General features: G+C 76.6%; 13 protein-coding genes. 10 read left to right on the forward strand and 3 right to left on the reverse strand.

Going from position 1 to position 19,564, the window contains the following annotated elements; all coding sequences use genetic code 11:
- Nucleotides 1–87 precede the first annotated feature (87 nt).
- Both AC07A6_RS02050 and AC07A6_RS02055 read left to right on the forward strand, forming a co-directional pair.
- On the forward strand, nt 88–1,236 hold the full coding sequence (locus tag AC07A6_RS02050) for a dehydroquinate synthase/iron-containing alcohol dehydrogenase family protein (RefSeq protein WP_478775688.1): 1,149 nt from the start codon (nt 88–90) through the stop codon (nt 1,234–1,236).
- 5 nt (nt 1,237–1,241) lie between these two features.
- Entirely contained in the window at nt 1,242–1,892 is a 651-nt protein-coding gene (locus AC07A6_RS02055) for a class II glutamine amidotransferase domain-containing protein (RefSeq protein WP_478775689.1), read from the forward strand.
- Here the strand turns inward: AC07A6_RS02055 and AC07A6_RS02060 are convergent.
- From AC07A6_RS02060 to AC07A6_RS02070, 3 genes are read right to left on the reverse strand one after another with little or no spacing between them, the layout of a single operon-like run.
- The gene (locus tag AC07A6_RS02060; protein WP_478775690.1) at nt 1,810–2,994 is read right to left on the reverse strand and encodes an anhydro-N-acetylmuramic acid kinase; all 1,185 of its coding nucleotides are present in this window, start codon (nt 2,992–2,994) and stop codon (nt 1,810–1,812) included. The two genes, AC07A6_RS02055 and AC07A6_RS02060, sit on opposite strands and share 83 nt — an antisense overlap.
- The gene (locus tag AC07A6_RS02065) at nt 2,991–4,421 is read right to left on the reverse strand and encodes an MFS transporter (RefSeq protein WP_478775691.1); all 1,431 of its coding nucleotides are present in this window, start codon (nt 4,419–4,421) and stop codon (nt 2,991–2,993) included. Before AC07A6_RS02065 ends, AC07A6_RS02060 begins: the two co-directional genes overlap by 4 nt.
- Nucleotide 4,422: 1 nt before the next feature.
- Nucleotides 4,423–5,838, reverse strand: a complete 1,416-nt coding sequence (locus AC07A6_RS02070; protein ID WP_478775835.1) for a L,D-transpeptidase — start codon at nt 5,836–5,838, stop codon at nt 4,423–4,425.
- 177 nt (nt 5,839–6,015) lie between these two features.
- On the opposite strand from AC07A6_RS02070, the gene AC07A6_RS02075 reads away from it, so the two are divergent.
- The 8 genes from AC07A6_RS02075 (at nt 6,016) to AC07A6_RS02110 (ending at nt 19,562) form a co-directional block, all read left to right on the forward strand.
- Entirely contained in the window at nt 6,016–6,636 is a 621-nt protein-coding gene (locus AC07A6_RS02075) for an L-threonylcarbamoyladenylate synthase (protein ID WP_362458560.1), read from the forward strand.
- A gap of 452 nt (nt 6,637–7,088) precedes the next feature.
- Nucleotides 7,089–8,816 carry an AfsR/SARP family transcriptional regulator gene (locus AC07A6_RS02080; RefSeq protein ID WP_478775692.1) on the forward strand — a complete coding sequence of 576 codons (1,728 nt, stop codon included), beginning with the start codon at nt 7,089–7,091 and terminating at the stop codon, nt 8,814–8,816.
- A gap of 75 nt (nt 8,817–8,891) precedes the next feature.
- Nucleotides 8,892–11,078 carry a TOMM precursor leader peptide-binding protein gene (locus tag AC07A6_RS02085; RefSeq protein WP_478775693.1) on the forward strand — a complete coding sequence of 729 codons (2,187 nt, stop codon included), beginning with the start codon at nt 8,892–8,894 and terminating at the stop codon, nt 11,076–11,078.
- Complete coding sequence (locus AC07A6_RS02090; RefSeq protein ID WP_478775694.1) at nt 11,068–12,978, forward strand: TOMM precursor leader peptide-binding protein; 1,911 nt, start codon at nt 11,068–11,070, stop codon at nt 12,976–12,978. The genes AC07A6_RS02085 and AC07A6_RS02090 overlap by 11 nt, the downstream gene beginning before the upstream one ends.
- Nucleotides 12,979–13,027: 49 nt before the next feature.
- Nucleotides 13,028–14,578, forward strand: coding sequence for a SagB family peptide dehydrogenase (locus AC07A6_RS02095; protein ID WP_478775695.1), 1,551 nt, complete (start codon nt 13,028–13,030; stop codon nt 14,576–14,578).
- 30 nt (nt 14,579–14,608) lie between these two features.
- Nucleotides 14,609–17,419, forward strand: coding sequence for a lantibiotic dehydratase (locus AC07A6_RS02100; RefSeq protein WP_478775696.1), 2,811 nt, complete (start codon nt 14,609–14,611; stop codon nt 17,417–17,419).
- Nucleotides 17,407–18,462 carry a lantibiotic dehydratase C-terminal domain-containing protein gene (locus AC07A6_RS02105; RefSeq protein WP_478775697.1) on the forward strand — a complete coding sequence of 352 codons (1,056 nt, stop codon included), beginning with the start codon at nt 17,407–17,409 and terminating at the stop codon, nt 18,460–18,462. Before AC07A6_RS02100 ends, AC07A6_RS02105 begins: the two co-directional genes overlap by 13 nt.
- Nucleotides 18,459–19,562 (forward strand): peptidase M50, encoded by a 1,104-nt coding sequence (locus AC07A6_RS02110; protein ID WP_478775698.1) that lies wholly within the window; start codon nt 18,459–18,461, stop codon nt 19,560–19,562. The genes AC07A6_RS02105 and AC07A6_RS02110 overlap by 4 nt, the downstream gene beginning before the upstream one ends.
- Nucleotides 19,563–19,564: the final 2 nt, after the last annotated feature.

Here is a 19,564-nt window from a genome sequence, read left to right on the forward strand (position 1 = left end):
ACGGGCGGGGTGGGACCGGACGGGAGGGACCGGTACGGGGTCTGGGCCTCATGCCGCTGGGGTGCGGGCGCCCCGATCGTGGGCGGCATGTCCGCACACCTCTCCTCCGTCCGCATCGACCGGTCCCTGCTCGTCGGCCCGGTGCACGTCCCCGTGCGGATCCGCTGCGGGGACGGCCCGCCGGACGGACTCCCCGACGTCCTGCGGGACCTCGCCCCCGGCCGGATCGCCCTGGTCACCGACCCCGGGCTGCCGCGCGAGCACGCGGCGCGCGCGCTGCGCCTGCTGGGCGCGGCCGCGCCCACCGGGGTGCTGTGGCCCGACGGAGACGGCCCCCTCGTGGTGCCGGACGGCGCCCTCGCCGTAGCGCTCGGCGGCAGCCGCGTGATCGAGGCGGCCGACCGGGCCCGGTACCCCGACGGCACCCGGCCGGCCCTGGTCCGGCTGCCCACCACGCTGCGGGCCATGACGGACACGGCCCTGTCGGTGGCGGGACCCGCCGGCCGCCTCGCGGCGCCGGCCCTGGTCCGGATCGACCTGGAGTACCTCGCGACCCTGCCGCCGCACCGGCTGCGCGCCGGGCTGGCGCCGCTGCTGCGCACCGTGCTGGCCGTCGTCCCGGCGTCGGCCGGGCGGGTGGCCTCCGGGCTGCGGCCCGGCGGCGGGTACGACCCGCAGGCCCTGGCGTCGTACGTCTCGCTCTGCCTGGAGGCCCGGGCCGCGCTCTGCTCCCACGACCCGCTCGGCCGCGGCCCCGCCGCCGCCCTGCGCTACGGCGAGCCCGTCGCCCGGGCCGTGCGGGGCCTCGCCGGGCCGGGCCTGCCGTACGGGGACGCGCTCGCCCTCGGCCTGCGCGCCGCCGCCGCGGTCGCCCGCCGCCGGGGCCTGCTGGGCCCGGCCGACGAGGCGGCCCACGAGGACCTGCTGGCCCGCGCCGGCGCCGCCAGGACCCTGCCCGACGGCGTCCGCCCGCGCGCGGTCGCGGCGGCCGTGACCGGGGGCCGGGAGGAGGCCCGCATGGTGCTGCTGCGCGGGCTGGGCGACCCGTACGCCCACCACGGCTCCCTGCTCACCCCGGTCTCCGCCGGGGACCTGGAAGCAGCACTCGCCGAACTCGTGCCCGCCGGCCGGCGGATCCCGGTACCCGACCGGGACCCGGACCGCGCCCGGGTCTCCGTCCCGGGCGGCCGGGACGGCGGGCTCCCCGCCCCGGGCGGGGCCGTCTCAAGGAAGTGATCACCATGTACGCGTTCCTCGGCCACTACGGCGCCGGCCTCCCGGCGCACCGGCTGCACGCCGCCGCCGCGCGGCTGGGCACCGGCCCTTCCGGCGGGATCCGCCTCAGCCGCGGCGAGGGGTGGGCCCTGGCGTCCGGCCGGGTCTTCGACCGGGGCGGGGTCGCCGCGGCCCTCGACGGCGGGATCGAGGGCCGGCTCGCCCTGGCCACCCGGCTGGAGGTCCGCGGCCTCCCGGTCGCCGACCGGAACGACGCGGCGCTGGCGCACTCCGCCTTCGCGCTGGACGGCGACCGGTTCGCGGCGCACGTCGAGGGCGCGTACGCGGCGGCCGTGGTCGACGCACGCGCCGAACCGGTGCTGGTGCTGGCCGCCGGGGCCGGCGGCACCCCGCTCTACTACCACCGGGAGCCGGACGGGGGCCTGCTGTGCTTCGCCTCCGCCCTGCCGGCGCTGCTCGCGCTGCTGCCGGACCGGCCGGGGCCGTGGGTGCGGGTGCTGCCTCCCGGCACCACCGCCGTCTGCTCCCTGCACCCGCGCCCGGGTCCCGCGCCCCGCCCGGACGCGGCCGGGGTCACGGCGGCGGGCCGACCGCGATCCGTACCGGCGGCCGGGAGGGCACGGGCGGAAGCCGCAGCGGTGCGCGCCCCGGGGTGAGGGAGCCGAGCACCCGGGGCCCCCGTGCCCCGGTGCACCCGGGGGCGTTGCCGGGCAGGCCGTGCAGGGCGAGGTAGCCGAGGACGGCGAAGGCGTACGCCTCCTTCGCGGCGGCGGGCAGTCCCAGTGCCGCCGAGTCCAGCAGGGCGGTGCGCGGGGGCAGTTCCTCGCGGAGCATGGCCATCAGGGCCGGGTTGCGGGTGCCGCCGCCGGAGGCGACGACCTCGGTGACGCGCAGCGGGCGCAGGGCGTCGGCGACGGTACGGGCGGTGAGGCGGGCGAGGGTGGCGAGGAGGTCCTGCGGCGGGAGGGGGGCGCAGCCGTCGAGGGCGGCGCGCAGGTGGCCGTGGTGGAAGAGCTCCTTGCCGGTGGTCTTGGGCGCGGGCAGCCGGTAGTAGGGCTCGGCGAGCAGGCGCAGCAGGAGCGGTTCGTGGACCCGGCCGGCGGCGGCGAGGGCGCCGTCCTCGTCGTATCCGAGCCGGCCGCCGGTGAGTTCGCGTACGGCGGCGTCCATCAGGGCGTTGCCGGGGCCGGTGTCGAAGGCGACGGGCGGGCCCGTCCGGGGCAGGGCGGTGAGGTTGGCGATGCCGCCGATGTTGAGGGCGGCGGGCGTGCCGGGGCGGCCGCGCAGCAGCATCAGGTCGACGAGGGCGACGAGCGGGGCGCCCTGGCCGCCGGCGGCGATGTCGCGGGGGCGGAAGTCCGAGACGACGGGTCGTCCGGTGGCTTCGGCGATCCAGGCGGGGCGGCCGAGCTGGAGGGTGCCGTGGACCCGTCCGGCGTCGGTCCAGTGGTAGACGGTCTGGCCGTGCGAGGCGATCAGTGCGGCGCGGCCGGCGCACAGTTCGCGGTCGGCGCGGGCCGCGAGGGCGGCGAAGGCCTGTCCGATGCGGGTGTCGAGGAGGCAGACGTCGGCCAGGGTGGTGGGCGCGGGCGGCAGGGCCGCCGCGAGGGCGTCGCGCAGTCCGTCCTCGTAGGGGGCGCTGACCAGTCCGAGCGGGACCAGCCGCAGGGTCTCGCCGCCGTCCTCCGGGGTGAGCCGGGCGGCGGCCGCGTCGACGGCGTCGTACGAGGTGCCCGACATCAGGCCGATCACCTTCATTCCAGGGGCCTGCGGTGGTCGTCGCCGCGCAGCCCCGCCAGGGCGAGGGCGCTGAGGGCGCAGGTGCCGGCGGCGTAGTAGGCGGGGACGTCGTGGTCGCCGGTGGCGGCGGTCAGGGCGGTGATGACGAGGCCCGCGCAGCCGGAGAACACGGCGCCGGTGAGGGCGTACGCCAGCCCGAGCCCGGTGCAGCGCACGCGGGCGGGGAACATCTCGGCGAGCATGGCGGGCCCCGGGCCGGCGAGGAGCCCGACGGTGGCGCCCGCGCCGAGGACGGCGGCGGCCTTGGCGGGGGCGGCGGCCGCCGGGTCCTGGAGGAGGTGGAGCAGCGGGAGCGCGAGGAGGGTGACGCCGAGGGCCCCGGCGAGCATGACGGGCCGGCGGCCGACCCGGTCGCTGAGGATCCCGGCGGGCAGGATGGCGGCGGCGAAGCCGAGGTTGGCGAGGGCGGTCGCGGTCAGGGCCTGCCGGAAGGAGGCGCCGAGGGTGGCCTGGAGGTAGGAGGGCAGCACCACGAGGAAGGTGTACCCGGCCGCGGACCAGCCCATGAGCCGCGCGACCCCGAGACCGACGGCCCGGGCGGTTCCGGCCCCTGCGGGGGTCGTGCGGGCGGGCCCGGGGCCGGTACCGCTGACGGCCGTACCGCCCGCGGCGCGGCCGGCCGGCCCGGCACCCGCCGCGGCCGGTACGGCTTCCGGCGGTGCGGGCTCGGGCGCCGGGGCCGGGTCCGGCGGCCGGGCCGGCGCGGGGGCCGGCGGCGGGTCCTCGGGGAGGCCCGTGCGCAGGCGGTACGCGGCCAGGCCGAGCGGCAGGGCCAGCAGGAAGGGGATGCGCCAGCCCCAGGCGTGCAGGGCCGCCGGGCCGAGCAGCCCGGCCAGGAGGGCGGCGACGGCCGCGCCGGCGAGCAGGCCCAGGGCGACGGTGAAGGACTGCCAGGCCCCGTGCCGGCCGCGCCGGCCCGGCGGTGCCGATTCCGTCATCAGGGCCACGGCCCCGCCGAACTCCCCGCCCAGGCAGAGCCCTTGCAGTACGCGGAGCAGGGTGAGCAGCCAGGGCGCGGCGGCGCCGATGGCGTCCCGGTCGGGGAGCAGCCCGATCAGGGTGGTGGCCAGGGTCATCAGGGCGATGACGAGGACCAGGGCGGGGCGGCGGCCGGCGCGGTCGCCGATCCGGCCGAAGAGGACGGCTCCGACGGGCCGGAAGAAGAAGGACACCGCGAAGGAGGCGTACGCGGCGACCAGCGGGCCGGCGCCGCCCTGCCCGGCCGCCTGCGCGGGGGTGAAGAACCGGTCGGCGATGACCGTGGCGAAGGCGCCGTAGACGCCGAACTCGTACCACTCGGTGAAGTTCCCGGCGGAGCCCGCGAGCAGTGCCCGGCGCGGTCCGGCGGCGGACCGCGCCGGGCGGGGCGGCGCGAGGCGGGACACGTCAGGTCGTCGGGTCGAGGCGGGTGGGGGCCTCCGGCGTGCGGTGGGCGGCGGCCGCCGGGGTCAGGGCGCTGCCCGAGAGCCAGGTGCGCCAGTCCATGTTCCAGTCGCCGATGCCGTTGCCGAAGGGGTCCATCCGCTCGCCGCCGCTGTTGACCACCTCGACGATGTCGCCCTCGCGGACGGTCTCGTAGAACCAGGCGGCGTCCTCGGTGGACATGCCGGTGCAGCCGTGGCTGACGTTCTCCTCGCCCTGCGACTCGACGGACCAGGGCGCGGCGTGGACGTACTCCCCGCTCCAGGTGACCCGGGTCGCGTAGCGGACGGGGAGGTCGTAGAACTCCTTGGTGCCCTTCTTGATGCCGACGCTGTCGCCCCGCATGCGGACCTTGGCCTCCTTGCCGAGGACGACCTTGATGCCGCTGCGGGTCAGGAAGCCGGCCTTTCCGGTGGTGACGGGGATGGTCCTGATGACGCGTCCGTTGCGGCGTACGGTCATCTCGTGGGCGGCGGAGTCGGTGACGGCCTCGATGCGGTCCGCGACGGTGAACTCCAGGGTCTCGGAGGGGCCCCCGTAGCCGTGCTCGCCGAGTTCGACCCCGTCGAGGCCGCTGCGGACGCGGACGACGGTGTGGGCGGGCCAGTAGGTGCGGGGCCGGAAGTGCAGGGTGGAGCTGTTCACCCAGTGCCAGGCTCCCTCCACCTGGGGGCGGGAGGTGACCTGGAGGGCCTGTTCGACGCGGGCGCGGGCTTCGGGGTCGTCGGCGGGGACGGGGTGGCTGAGTTCGGCGGTGACGACCTCGCCGGCGCCGTACGTGCCCGGGCGGGGGCCGAACTCGGCGGTGATCCTGTTCCCGTCGGCGGGTGCGTCGGGCGGCGCGGTGCGGAAGGCCAGGCTGACGCCGACGGGGGCACCGCGGCCGTCCTGGGCGCCGACGCGGACCGTGTAGCCCTCGCCCGCGCGCAGGGGTTCGGTGTTGCGCCAGTGCTCGCCGTCCGGGCCGAGTTCACCGGCGAGGTGGCGGCCGTGCCCGTCGGTGACGGTGACGTCGGTGAGGCGGCCGGCCTCCGCCCGGGCGAGGCCGATCTCCAGCGGGGAGCCCGAGTCCGTGGGGAGGTCGCCGGCGTCGCCGAGGGCCGGGTCCGACAGGACGGCGCCGCCCCGGGCGGTGGCGAGCACCCGCTGCTCCTGCCAGGTGCCGCAGCGGCCGCCGCGGAAGGCTCCGGCGGCGCACCACACGGCGTCGTCCGCGCGGACCCCGCCGTCCACGGCGTGGCCGACCAGCAGGGTGACCGCGGCCTCCGGGGCGGCGCCGGGGGGTGCGGCTTCGGCCGTGCCGCCGGGTGTGTGGGTGATGGCCAGTGCGGCGGCCCCCGTCACCGCGGTGACCGCGGTCCACGCCTTCGTCCGTGACATCGCCACACAGCCCTCCACCTTTGTCCTCCGGCCGGATGGCAGCATCAAAGAGGACGGGCAGCCGAACCGATGATCATAAACTCGGCGCTGCGTCCGAACGGGCGTCCCAAGTGAACCCGGACGGAGTACCGCGCGCGAGCTCCGGAGTGGGGCGGTCCGGTCCCGTAGGCTCGGCGGATGGCGAAGTACTTCGACGTTCACCCCGAGAATCCCCAGCGGCGCACCCTCACCGGCGTGGCGGACTCCCTCCGCTCCGGCGCGCTCATCGCGTACCCCACGGACTCCTGTTTCGCGCTGGGCTGTCAGCTGGGCAACCGCGACGGCCTCGCGCGGATCCGGTCGATCCGCAACCTCGACGACAAGCACCACTTCACCCTCGTGTGCCAGAACTTCGCCCAGCTGGGGCAGTTCGTGTACGTGGACAACGACGTGTTCCGGGCCGTCAAGGCGGCGACCCCGGGCGCCTACACCTTCATCCTGAAGGCCACCCCGGAGGTGCCGCGCCAGCTGCTGCACCCGAAGAAGAAGACGGTCGGGGTCCGGATCCCGGACCACCTCGTCACCCAGGCGCTGCTCGCCGAGCTGGGCGAGCCGCTGGTCTCCAGCACCCTGCTGCTGCCCGACGAGGAGGAGCCGCTCACCCAGGGCTGGGAGATCAAGGAGCGGCTCGACCACGTGGTCGACGCCGTCGTCGACTCCGGGGACTGCGGCACCCGGCCGACCACCGTCATCGACTTCTCCGGCGGCGGGGCGGAGATCCTGCGCCGCGGCGCGGGCGACACCGCGCGCTTCGAGTAGAACTCCCCCGATCCTCCTGCGACGGCGGATTCCGGTTCCGGATCATTATCCGGAATCCGCCAGTCCGGCGTCCGATCCGGCCATGCGGGAGCCGCCCCGGAATGCCCCCTCCCCCTGCACTCAAGCGATCCTTTATCGGGACTCGTTTAGCTGTGAACAGAATTGACGAACCGGCGGTAACTCCACGCATTCCCGGGGTGACGGAGAGGGGAAGAAGGCCGCTACGCCGGAATTGATCCGCATCCGAACTCGACTTTCACAAGATCCCTTCTGTAGGGTTCCAGTTATTCACCGCCCAACGGGGGGCGGCGAGCGGCCGCGGGCACTGGTCCGGACTTTTCCGGAGGCGTGTCCGTCGTGGCGGCTCGCGGGAACGACGCCCCCGTCACGCTCATTTGCGACACGTGACCCGACACGGGGGACCATCAATGCGGTTCCAGCTTTTGGGGCCCTTGAGTATTGCACACGGCCCCGAGACAGCAGTTCTCAAGCCCTCCAAACCGACCAGCCTCCTCGCCGCCCTCCTGCTCCATCCCGGCACCGTGGTTTCCACCGGCTATCTGCTGCGCGCCGTATGGGACGAGGAACCTCCCGCGACCGCCCGGGCCGCACTCCAGACCTGTGTGCTGCGGCTCCGCAGGTTATTCGAGAAATACGGCATATCCGCGACCACCATCGAGGCCGTGCCGGGCGGTTACCGGATGCACAACGACACCGAAACGCTCGACCTCGCCCTGTTCCGGTTACTGACCGCCCAGGCACGGGCCGCCGCCGGGACCCCCGAGGAGCTGTACCGGCTGCGCGAGGCCCTCACCCTCTGGCAGGGGCAGCCCCTGTCGAACGTGGCCTCGGGCATGCTCCAGCGGGACGCGGTACCGGCCCTCGAACAGGAGCGGCTGCGGGTCCTGGAGCGGGTCTGCGACCTCGAACTGGCCGCCGGGAACTGCCACCAGGTACTCGTCGACCTGTACGAGGGCGCCCGCCACCGGCCCGTCCGCGAGCGCTTCACCGAGCAGCTCGTCGAGGCCCTGTACCGCACCGGCCGGCAGGCGGAGGCGCTGGCCGAGTACCGCACCGTGCGCGAGCGGCTGCGCGACGAACTCGGTGTCGACCCCGGGCCGGGCCTGCGCCGCCTGGAGCTCGCGATCCTGCGGGCCGAGGAACTCGGCCCGGCCGCCCGCCCCCTGGACCCCGAACCGGCCGCGCCGCGCTCAGGCCCCGCCCTCGCCGTCCGCGACCGCTCCCCCGGGCCCTCCGGACCCTCCGGACCGCCGCCGGTGCCCGGGTTCGCCGGACGCACCGCGGACCTGCGGGCCCTGGCGGACCGCCTCACCGACCCCGCCGGCCCCCGTCTGCTGGTCGTCTCCGGAGCACCCGGGATCGGCAAGTCGGCGCTCGCGCGGCAGAGCGCGCACGAGATCCGGGCGGCCTTCCCGGGCGGGGTGTCCGCCATCGACCTGACCCGGCCCGACGGGAGCCCCCTGGACACCGGGGAGGCCCGCGCACTGCTGCCCGGACCGGGCGGCGACGGCCGGCGGCTGCTGGTCCTCGACAACGCGGCCGGGGCCGGCCAGGTGCTGCCGCTGCTGCCGGAGACCGGCGGCGCCACGGTACTGGTGACCAGCCGGCGCGCCCTGGCCGCGGCGGTCGCCACGCACGGCGGCTTCGTCCACCGGCTCGACGTGCTCTCCCCGGCCGAGGCGCACGCCCTGCTCGCCGGCCTCGCCGGAGCCGGCCGGATCGCCGCCGAGGAGCCGGCCGCGCGTGAACTGGCCGCCGTGTGCGGATGGTTCCCGCTCGCGCTGCGGATCGCCGCCGGGCGGCTGCTGACCCGGCCGGGACTGTCCGTCGCCGACTGCGCGGCCTGGCTGGCGGCGGACCCACCGGGCCGGCTGGCCCTCGCCGAGGACCCCCGGCTGTCCGTGCCGGAGGTCCTCGGGCAGGCCGTCGGCGCGCTCCCGCCCCGGCTGCGCGAGGCGTTCCTGCTGCTGGGCTCGCTCGACCCCGGCTCCGGTCCCGCCACAGCCGTGGAAGAGAGCGTGCTCGAACAGCTCGTGGAGGCCGGGATGCTGGAGGACGGACCGCCCGGCGAGCCCTACCGGATCCACGCTTTCCTCCGCGGATACGCGCGGTGGCTGGCCCGGGACCGGGCCGGCGCCCCGGCCCTCCTGCCCCGCTGAGGCGGCCCCTGACGCCTCCCCGACATTTCCCACCTCACGTCTTCGTCCCCACCAGACCGCAATCAGAGGTGTTCCATGTCCCTGGACAGCTATCAGTACGTTGCCGCGACGCGCCCCCGCATCCGCCGGGACGTGCTCTTCACCGAGACGCCCGACGGCGTGCTGTTCCACAATTCCGACGGGGGCTTCCGCCTCACCGCCCGCACCGCCTACCGGTTCGCCACGCTGATCGTCCCGCACCTGACCGGCGAGCACACCGTCACCGAGCTGTGCCACGGCCTGGGCGACGCCCAGCGCGCCATGGTCGGCGAGCTCGTCAAGACCCTGTACGAACGGGACTTCGCCCGTTCCGTCGCCGAGCCCGCCGACGCCGGCCGGGCCGCCGCCCCGCCGCCGGACGTGGCCCGCAGATTCGCGCCGCAGATCGCCTACGACGACCACTACGCCGATGACGCCGAAGCCCGCTTCCTGCGCTTCCGGGGCACCCGGGTCGCCGTCCTCGGCGAGGACGCGGTGGCCCGCTGGTGTGCGCTGAGCCTGGTGCGCAACGGCTGCGCCACCGTCGGCGTGCTGCCCGGCGCCGACGCGGAGGAGGTGCGGGCCGAGGCGGCCGAGGCCGTCGCCGACGGCTGCCCGGTGGAGGTCCGCACGCTGCCCGGACACCCGCTCGGCTGGCCGGAGCTGGCCGGGTACGACTTCGTGGTGGTGACCGGCGGGGCGGCGGCCCCGGCCCGGCTGCTGCCGCTGCTGCGCGCCGGTGTCCCCGAGGGGCGCACCCTGCTGCCCGCCTGGTCGTACGGGAACGACGCGGTGGTCGGCCCGCTCATGGCGCACGGCACCGCCGGCTGCTGGTCCTGCGCGGCCCTGCGGCTGGGCTCGGCGCGCGGGGGCCCTGCCGCGGCCGCGCTGTGGAGCGCCCTCGCCCTGCCGGAGGCGCCCCTCGCCGAGGGCCCGGTGCCGGGGCGGCCGCTGGCCGCGATGATCGGGAACCTGCTGGGGTACGAGGTGTTCCGCGCGGCCTCCGGTTCGCTGCCCGCCGAGACCGCCGGACGGCTCCTCGTCCAGGACACGGCCTCGCTGGACGTCACCGCCGAGCCGCTGCTGCCGCACCCCCGCTGCCCGTTCTGCGCGCCGGGCGAGACCGAGGCCGCCCCCCTGGACCTCACCGCCGCCGGCACCTCGGGCACGCCCGCGCTGCCCACGCTGGAGACCGCCCGGGAGGCGGACGCCCTCGTCGAGGAGCTGAACCGGCGCTCGGCCGTGGTGCGCCCGTACGCGGGGGTGTTCACCCGGTACGCGGACGAGGAGCTCACCCAGATCCCGCTGAAGGCCGGGGTGGTGGAGCTGGGCCTCGGGCACGGGGAGACCCGCACCGTGGCCGCGTTCGACGTCCACCACGTGGCGGGGGCGCGGATGCGGGCCCTGGACGCGGCGGCGCTGGTGTACGCGGAGCACGTGGTGCCGGCCCGCGGCGTGACCGGCGCGGGGCCGGGCGCGGTGGCCGCGGGGCGGCTGGCGACGGCCTCCGGGATACCGGGCGGGGCGTCCGCGTACCAGCCCGCGGTGTCCCTGCTGACGAAGGAGCCCGCGCTGGTCCCGGCCGGCGCGGTACGGCCGTTCGGGCCGCACAACGCGGGGCGGCTCTTCGAGCGCACCCGCGCCGGTGCCGGGGCCGGCCCCTCCCCCGCCGACGCCGCCGCGGCCGGGCTGCTGTCGGCGCTCGGGCACGCCGCGCTGCTGCGGGCGGTGCGCGGGGACCGGGCGGCCCTGGTGCCGCTGCCGGAGCGCGACGGGGAGGACGCCGAACTCGCCTTCCTGCTGCGGTCCGCGGACCGGCTGGAGCTGGAGCCGGAGCTGCTGGACCTCGGGGAGGGCCCGCGCTCCGGGGTGCAGGTGCTGCTCGCCCGCGCCGGGGAGCGCTGGGCGCTGGGCGAGGGCCTGGACCGGCGCACAGCGGCGGTCGCGGCCCTGCGGGAGCTGCTGGGCGCCGCGCAGTACGGGGCGGATTCCGCCGACGCGGGACGCGACCCCCTGCTGCCGGACCTGGACCCGCGCGCGCTGGCGGTGTCCGCGGAGCCGGCCGCGCCCCTGGCGGCGGAGCCCGCCGCGTCCTGGGAACGGGTGCTGGAGCGGCTCGCCGGGGCGGGGCTCGACGCGTACGCGGTCCCGACCGGGTCGCCGGACCTGGCCGGGGCGGGGATCCACACCGTGCGGGTGCTGCTCGCCGCGGCGGCGGTCCGGGAGTCCGGCGATGACGCGTAGCGGCTCCGCCTCGGTGGCGGACGGGCTCGGCCGGGAGGCCGCCGGGCGGTTCACGGGGCTGCTGGAGCGGGCGGTGGCCGCGCTGGGCGGGCCGCCCGTGTCGGTGCGGGCACTGGGGCTGCGGGACGCGTTCCGCGTCGCTGAGCGGGAGGCGCCGGCGGGCGCGGTGCCGGTCGCCCTCTACGGGCACCAGGCCGTGGTGGGCCCTCTCCCGGGCGACGGGCCGGGGTGTGCGCTGTGCCTGGAGCGGCGCTGGCAGGCGGTGCGGTCGGTCGCGCTGCGGGACGCCCTGGAGCTGGGCGGCGGGACCCGGGCCGCGGGCGGCTGGCCGTACGCGCACGCCTTCGCCGCCGACGCGCTGGCCGCGCTGGTGGTCTCGGCGGGCTCCGGCGCCGCCGGGGCGGCGGGCGGGGTGTTCCCCGGGGTGTGGGTGCTGGACCTGCGGAGCGGGGGCGTGCGGCGCTACCCGCTGGTGCCCGATCCGGAGTGCCCGGTGTGCGGGACGCCCGAGGCGGACACGGCCCGGGCGCTGGATCCGGAGCCTGCGCCCAAGTACCGGCCGGGGGCGTTCCGTACCCGGCCCGTGGAGGCGTACGCCATCGACGTGGCGGCGTTCGCGAACCCGCTCTGCGGGGCGCTGGGGCCCTCGCTGGTGCAGGACGTCTCCTCGACGTCCACCTCGGCGACGATCGGCTGCTTCTCGATGCGGTCGGGCGAGTACCTGCGCGAGACCTTCTGGGGCGGCCACACGGACTCCTTCGACCGCAGCGCCCGCGTCGGGGTGCTGGAGGGGCTGGAGCGGTACGCGGGGATGCGCTCGCGCTCGCGCACGACCAGCGTCACCGGTTCGCTGAACGGCTTCGGGGCGGAGGCCGTCGACCCTCGGGTGGTGGGCCTGTACAGCGATGCTTTCCACCGGGACAACCCGCGGGTGCGGCCCTTCGACCCGGACCGGGAGATCCCCTGGGTGTGGGGGTGGTCGCTGCGCGACCGGCAGCCGCGGCTGGTGCCGGAGGTGCTGACGTACTACCACGCGCCGGGTCTGGAGAACCGGTTCGTGCAGGAGAGCTCCAACGGCTGCGCCTCGGGCGGGAGTCTGGCCGAGGCGGCCTACTTCGGGCTGATGGAGGTGGTCGAGCGGGACGCGTTCCTGCTCACCTGGTACGGGCGGCAGCCGCTGCCCGAGATCGACCCGGCCACCAGTTCCCGGGCGTCGACGCGGGCGATGGTCGACCGGCTGGCCCTGTACGGGTACCGGGCGCGGTTCTTCGACACCCGGATCAGCTTCCCGATCCCGGTGGTGACGGCGGTCGCCGAGCGGTTCGACGGCGGCCCCGGCCGGATGTGCTTCGGGGCGGGGGCCGGGCTGGACCCGGAGTCGGCGCTGGACTCGGCGCTGTGCGAGATCGCCACGGACGCGGTGAACCTGCCCGGCCGCACCGAGCGGGAGGAGGAGCGGCTGCGCGCGATGGCGGCCGACTTCGACCTGGTCACCGCGCTGCACGACCACCCGCTGGTGTACGGGGTGCCGGAGATGGGCCGCCACGCGGACTTCCTGCTGCGCGGGCCCTCGCGGGGTCCGCTGCGGGCGGTGTCCTCGCTGCTGGGCCCCGAGGGGGTGTCGGACGACGTGGCCGAGGACCTGGAGCGGTGCGTGGAGGCCGTAGCCGCCGGGGGGTTCGACGTGGTGGTGGTCGACCAGACCCTGCCGGAGCAGCGGGCGCTGGGCCTGCACACCGTGAGCGTGCTGGTGCCGGGGCTGCTGCCGATCGACTTCGGCTGGTCCAGGCAGCGCGCCCTGGGCATGCCGCGCATGCGTACCGCCCTGCGCGAGGCGGGGCTGCGCGGGCGCGACCTGGAGCCGGCCGACCTCAACCCGGCCCCGCACCCCTTCCCCTGACCCGGCCGCCGGCCCCGCCCGGCCCGGCCGCACGAACCGAGGAGGACCCGTGGGCTACGCCCATGACTACGCCAGCGCCATCCTGTACCGGGGCCGGGTGCCCATGGAGCCCGTCGACTTCGTGCCCGACTGGGCCGACCGCCCCCGCAAGGCGAAGTACTACCCCGGCGCGGAGACCCTGCCGCTGCCGGATCCGGCGGCCGGCGGGCCGCGCCCCGCAGGGGGGTTCACCCTGCCGCTGCTGTCCGGGATGCTCCAGGAGTCGTACGGGCTGACCGGCCGGCGCCTGGGCGTGCAGGCCAACACCGACCTGGCGGCGCTCCCCCACTACACGCAGGCCAACTGGTCGCGGGGCACCGCCTCGGGCGGCGGCCTCTACCCGGTCGGCGTGTACTGGGCGGCCGGCGCGGGCGGCCCGCTCACCCCGGGCCTGTACCACTACGCCCCGCACCAGCACGGGCTGCGCCGGCTGCTGGCCGGCGACGTCACCGGTGACGTGCGCGAGGCCCTGGGCCACGGCCCCGGGGAGGGCTCCTCGCAGTACCTGGTGCTGAGCGTCAAGTACTGGCAGAACTCCTTCAAGTACAACAGCTTCTCCTTCCACGCGGTGAGCATGGACGTGGGCGCGCTGGTGCAGACCTGGCGGCTGTGGGCCCGGGAGCACGGGCTGCGGATCGCGCCCGCGCTCTGGTTCGACGAGGAGCGCCTGGCCCGGCTGCTGGGCGTGGCCCCCGGGGAGGAGGGCGTCTTCGCGGTGCTCCCCCTGGAGTGGGAGGGCGACGCGGCCGGCTCCGCCGCCGGGCCCCCGTCGGCGGGCGCGGGGGTGCGCCGCCGGGACGCGGAGCGGTCCCGCACCGTGCTGGCCTTCGAGACGCTGGAGCGGATCCACGGGGCCACCCTCGGCCGGGCCGGGGACCGTCCGGCGCCCGGCGCTCTCGACGCGGCCGCCGCGTACCCGCCGCGGGGCGGGGAGCCCGTCCCGCTGCCCGCCCCCGCGGCGCCCCCGATGGGGGAGACGGCCGCGCTGCGGGCCCGGCGCAGCAGCTTCGGCCGGTTCGACGCCACCCGGGCGGTGACGGCGGAGCAGCTGGCGGCGGCGCTGGCGGAGTGTGCGGCGACCCGGCCCGGCAGTGAGGCGGAGCAGCCCGACGGGCCGCCGCTGACCTCCCTGTACGCCTTCGTCAACCACGTCGAGGGGATCGAGCCGGGCAGTTACGCCTACGACCCGGCGGAGCACGCGCTGCGGCTGGTGGTGCCGGGTCCGCCGGGGCCGTTCCTCCAGGCCAACTACTTCCTGTCCAACTACAACCTGGAGCAGGCGGGCGCGGTGCTGGTGCCGACGGTGCGGACGGCCGCCGTCCTCGACGCGGTCGGCGACCGGGGCTACCGCCTGATGGGGGCGGCCGTGGGCGCGATCGCGCAGACCTTCTACACCACCGCCGCCGCGCACGGGCTCGGCGCCGGTGTGGCGCTGGGCTTCGACAACGTCTCGTACGCCGAGCGGCTGGGGCTGGCGGACACCGACGAGGCACCGCTGCTGATCATGCTGCTCGGCCACGAGCGGCCGCGGCCCGCCGACTTCCGCCACGAGATCGCCTGACCGGGCCACGAGAGACGCAGGGGACACAGGATGGACACCACCACCGGATGGCACGCGGGCGAGCGCTTCATGCTGCGCGTCGCCGGCCTGCCGCTGGCCGCGGCCGACGCGCTGCGCTGCGCGGACACCGGGCGCTGGGCGGCCGACGTGCTCGCGGCCGAGGAGGCGCTGCGGGCGGACGCGCAGTGGCTGAGCGAGGTGCTGCACCGGGCGGTCGGCGCGACCGACCCGGAGCCGGGCGGGCCGGGCGCTGCGCTCCGGCGCGAACTGCTGGGGCTGCGCCGCCGGATCCACAACGGGCGCGTGCCGGCCGATCCCGGGGCCGCCCTGCGGGCGGTGGCGGACCTGGGCGAGGAGGCGGCCGGGCGGCTGGCGCTCTGGCTGGAGCGGACCCGTGGGCTGGAGAAGCTGCTCGCCGAGGGGGAGCCGCTGCTCGCCGCCGATCTGGGCCGGGGCCGGGCCGCGCTGCGCGGCCTGCTGGAGGACGACCGGCTGCGGCACGGGCTGCTGCTGGCCTCGCCCGTGCTGGAGGGGCAGCTCGACGCGTACGCGGCGGCCACCGCCGGGGGCGGGGAGCCGGGGGGACGGGCGCGCAAGGCCGAGCGCTCGGTGCTCTCGTACCTGTACCGCACCGCCTGCAAGACCAGCCCGTTCAGCACCTTCACCGGGGTGGCGACCGGCCGGTTCACCCCCGGGGCGGGGGCGGACGGCATCCGGGTGGAGGACGCCTGGAGCAGCCACGTCCGGCTGAACGTGGTGGTGCTGGCGCGCCTCGCCGAGCTGGTCCTCGCCGACCCGGTGCGCCGCCGGGACCTGCCGCTGCGCCCGGCCCCGGGCTGGGGGCGGGAGGACGACCGGATCCGGTACGTGCGGCGCTCGGTGACGGCCGGCGACGACACGGCCGCCGTCACCTTCGACGCGGTCAAGGACCGGCTGTTCTTCCTGCGCCGCAGCGGCACCCTGGACCGGCTGCTCGCCCTCTTCGCCGAACGGGCCGAGCGGGCCGGGCGGGCCGGGCAGGGCGGCGGTGGCGGCGGTGAGCCCGAGCTGCGCCACCACGAGCTGGCAGACTGGCTGGCCGCCGAGCACGACGCGGCCCCCGAGGAGTGCGAGGCGTACATCGGGGCGCTGCTCCAGCTCGGCATGGTCCGGGTGCCGTGCCTGGACACCGAGGTGCACAGCGGGGACCCCGTACGGTCCTTCCAGCGGGCCCTGTCCGGCCTGGAGCGGCCCTGGGCCGACGATCTGGCCGCGCTCCTGGAGGAGCCCGCCCGGCTGCTGGAGCGCTACCCCCTCGCCGGCCGCGCCGAGCGCCGCGAGCTGCTGTCCGCCCTGCGCGCCGCGCTGCGCCGGGCCCAGGCGGAGCTGGGAGCGCCGGCGGACGCTCCGCTGCCGCAGACGCTGGTGTACGAGGACACCGGCGCGGGCCGCGACCTGGCGGCGGCTCCCCCGGCCTGGGCGGAGCCGGGCGCGGGCGGCGGGTCGCTGCGCTCGGTCGAGCGGATCCTGCCGGCGTTCGACCTGACGGTGGCCCAGCGGATCACCTTCGAGGGCTTCTTCACGGCCCGCTACGGTCCGGGCGGGCGCTGCGAGGACTTGCTGGGGCTGGTGCACGACTTCCACGAGGACTTCTTCGACCAGTACCTGTCCTTCACCGCGCGCCGCACCCCCTTCGACGCGCGCGGCGAGTACGTGCCCGAGGAGAACTGGCTGGGCCTGCCGGGGATCCGGGCGCTGGACGCGGCGCGGCGGGCCTTCACCGGCCGGATGCGGGCGCACTGGGCGGCGTACGAGGAGGGCGGCGCGGGCGGCGGCGAGCTGCGGCTGTCCGGGGAGGACGTGGAGGCGGTCGCGGCCGAACTGGAGCCGGTGGTACCCGGCTTCGCGCCGCGCTGCCACCACCTCCAGCTCGCGCGGGACCCGGAGACGGGCGCGGAGCTGACCGTGCTCAACCGCTCGTACGGCGGGCTCTCCTTCCCGTTCAGCCGGTTCACGCACCTCTACCCGGAGCCGGCCGGGCTGGCCGGCGAACTGCGTGCGACGGCCGCCGGGGTCACCCCGCCCGGGGCGGTGTTCGCCGAGGTGACGGGCGGGGCGGTCACCACCAACCTGAACCTGCACGGGCGGCTCACCGAGTACGAGATCGTCTGCCCGGGCGAGAGCGGGACGCTGCCCGAGGAGCGGCTGCTGCGCCTGGACGACCTGTACGCGGAGCACGTGCCGGAGACCGGCCGCGTGGTGCTGCGTTCGCGGCGGCTGGGCCTGGAGGTCGTCCCGGTCTACCTGGGGTACCTGGTGCCGCTGGCGCTGCCCGCCGTACCGCGCACCCTGCTGCTGCTGTCGCCGTCCTCGATGTCCCCGCTGGACATCTGGGCGGGGGTGCCGGAGGGCGCGGCGCAGGCCGGGGTGACGACGCGTCCGCGGGTGGTGCACGGGGACCTGGTGCTGAGCCGGCGCAGCTGGACGACCACGGCGGGCGAGCTGCCCGCGCACGGGGCGCGGGAGGCCCGGCACTTCCTGGAGTGGCAGCGCTGGCGGCGGGCTCACGGGCTGCCGGAGCGGGTGTTCGCGACCGTGTCGGCGGGCCCGTCCGCGCTCGGGGCGAAACCGCAGTACGTGGACTTCTCCAGCCTGCTGTCCCTGGCCGCGTTCGAGCCGCTGCTGCGGGAGGGGGAGCACCGGGTCGTCTTCCGGGAGATGCTCCCGGACCCCGGCGGACTGCACGTCGCCTCCGGGCGCGGCGGGCACGTCGCCGAGCTCGCCGTCGAGACCTTCACCACGACCACCACGACCACCACCACCGTCCCGACCGAGGAGGACGCACCCGCATGTCAGAGCTGACCCCGACGCGTGGCGCGTGGCAGGCCGTGCACGTGTTCTACGCCGCCAACCCGCAGCCGCTGCTGGTGCAGTGCGTGCGTCCGCTGATCGCCTCCCTGACGGCGGACGGGCTGCTGGCCGGGCACTTCTTCATCAACTACTGGCTGGAGGGGCCCCACGTACGCCTGCGGCTGCGGCCGGTGAGCCCGGAGGCGGAGCCGGAGGTGCGCCGCCGGGCCGAGGAGGCCGTGTCGGCGTTCCTCAAGGCCCGGCCGGCGCTCTACGAGGTGGACTCGGGCTTCCTCAACGAGTTCTACAACACCCTGTTCGACATCGAGTTCCCGGACGGGGACCGGGCCGCGTTCATGGGCGAGGACGGCCGGATGAACCTGCGGCCCAACAACTCGTTCTCGTACGAGCCGTACGAGCCGGAGTACGGCAAGTACGGCGGGCCCGCCGGGGTGGAGCTCGCGGAGTGGCACTTCGCGCACTCCAGCGACCTCGTCATGGAGGCCCTGGGGTCGATGAACCTGCACCTGCGGACGGTGCTGCTGGGCACCTCGGCGCAGCTGATGATGGTGATGGCCGGGGTGTTCCTGCCCGACCGGGAGGAGCTCGGCAACTACCTGGACAGCTATTACGAGTTCTGGCACCGGGCGTTCCCGGGCACCGGTTTCATCGGCTCGACCGAGTACGACCGCACGTACGAGCAGACCGGCCCGGGTCTGGGGCGGCGCTTCGAGGCCGTGCTGGAGGCTCTTGGCTCCGGGGAGACGGGCCGGCTGCCGGGCTTCCTGGCGGGCTGGGCGGAGCACTGCCGTGAGCTGCGGCGGCGCGCGGAGGCGCTGGCGGTGGCCGGGGAGCTGGTGTTCCGGTCCTGGGACGGGAGCCGGGACGAGCGGGTGACCGATCCGGTGGTGGCGCTGCCGCTGCTGCTGTCCCCGTACATGCACATGACCAACAACCGGCTGCACGTGACGATCCGGGACGAGGCCTACCTCTCGCACCTGCTGGGCCGGGTGCTGCGCGAGGGCGCGGGGACCGCCGGGGCGGTCGGGCCGTGACCGCGCCCTCCGGGTTGCTGGACCACCGGCCGGCGCTGCGGCCCGGGGTCCTGCTGTCGCCGCCGCTGCTGAACGGCCCCGCCGTGGTGCACCTGGTCAAGGACCCGGTGTCCGGGGCGTCGTTCGAGATCGGGCCGAAGGAGTACTTCCTCGTGTCGCGGCTCGACGGCTCGCGCAGCCTGGCGGAGATCGGCGATGCGTACGGGCGGGCCTTCGGGCGCCGGCTGGGCGAGCGGAACTGGCAGCAGCTGCTCGGGCTGCTCGGCACCCGGCGGCTGCTGGCCGGGGGCCCGCTCCCGGAGCCGGGGGCCGGTCCCGGGCCGCAGCGGACCGGGACCCTGCTGCGCGGCACCCTGAGGCTGGTCGCGGACGCCGACGCCACGACGGCCCGGCTGCACCGCGTCCTGCGGCCGGTGCTGCGGCCGGCGGTGCTGGGCGGGCTGCTGCTGGTGTTCCTGGCCGTGGAGGGGTGGCTCGCGGCTTCGGCGGGCGCCCTGTTCGCCGACCTGTGGTGGCTGCTGACGCGTCCGGCGCCCCTGCTGGCGGTGGCCTCGCTGCTGTGGCTGAGCACGGCCCTGCACGAGTTCGCCCACGGGATTGCCGCCCGGCACGTGGGCGGCACCGTCGGGGAGATCGGCCTGCGCTGGCGGCTGCCGATGGTGATCATGTACTGCCGGGTCGACAACTACCGCTACCTGCCGCGCCGCCGCGACCAGCTGGCCGTGGCCGGCGCGGGCGCCTTCGCCAACCTGCTGTTCCTGCTGCCCTTCTGCGCCTGGTGGGCGGCGCTCCCCGCGGGCGACCCCACCCGCCGGGTCCTCGGGGCGCTGCTGCTGCTCGGCAGCGCGCAGGCCCTGGTCAACCTCGTCCCGCTGCCGCCGCTGGACGGCTACACCCTGCTCGGGCACGCGCTGCGCGTGACCCGGCTGGCGCCCGCCAGCTCGGCGTACCTGCGGCTGCGGATGCGGGACAGGGCCGCGGCGGCCGCCTACCCGGTACGGGCCCGGCGGCTGTACCTCGGCTACGGGATCGGCTCGGCCGTGCTGGTCCTGCTGCTGGCGGGGTGCCTCGCGGCCGCCGTCGTGCTCACCGCCCCCTGAAC

Source organism: Streptomyces sp. NPDC044002, from assembly GCF_056434525.1.

Excerpts from the sequence above, each read along its gene's own strand:
- AC07A6_RS02070 (WP_478775835.1), bottom strand. The coding sequence starts at position 5,838 with ATGTCACGGACGAAGGCGTGGACCGCGGTCACCGCGGTGACGGGGGCC.
- AC07A6_RS02075 (WP_362458560.1), top strand. The coding sequence starts at position 6,016 with ATGGCGAAGTACTTCGACGTTCACCCCGAGAATCCCCAGCGGCGCACC.
- AC07A6_RS02055 (WP_478775689.1), top strand. The coding sequence starts at position 1,242 with ATGTACGCGTTCCTCGGCCACTACGGCGCCGGCCTCCCGGCGCACCGG.
- AC07A6_RS02105 (WP_478775697.1), top strand. The coding sequence starts at position 17,407 with ATGTCAGAGCTGACCCCGACGCGTGGCGCGTGGCAGGCCGTGCACGTG.
- AC07A6_RS02085 (WP_478775693.1), top strand. The coding sequence starts at position 8,892 with ATGTCCCTGGACAGCTATCAGTACGTTGCCGCGACGCGCCCCCGCATC.
- AC07A6_RS02060 (WP_478775690.1), bottom strand. The coding sequence starts at position 2,994 with ATGAAGGTGATCGGCCTGATGTCGGGCACCTCGTACGACGCCGTCGAC.
- AC07A6_RS02090 (WP_478775694.1), top strand. The coding sequence starts at position 11,068 with ATGACGCGTAGCGGCTCCGCCTCGGTGGCGGACGGGCTCGGCCGGGAG.
- AC07A6_RS02100 (WP_478775696.1), top strand. The coding sequence starts at position 14,609 with ATGGACACCACCACCGGATGGCACGCGGGCGAGCGCTTCATGCTGCGC.
- AC07A6_RS02050 (WP_478775688.1), top strand. The coding sequence starts at position 88 with ATGTCCGCACACCTCTCCTCCGTCCGCATCGACCGGTCCCTGCTCGTC.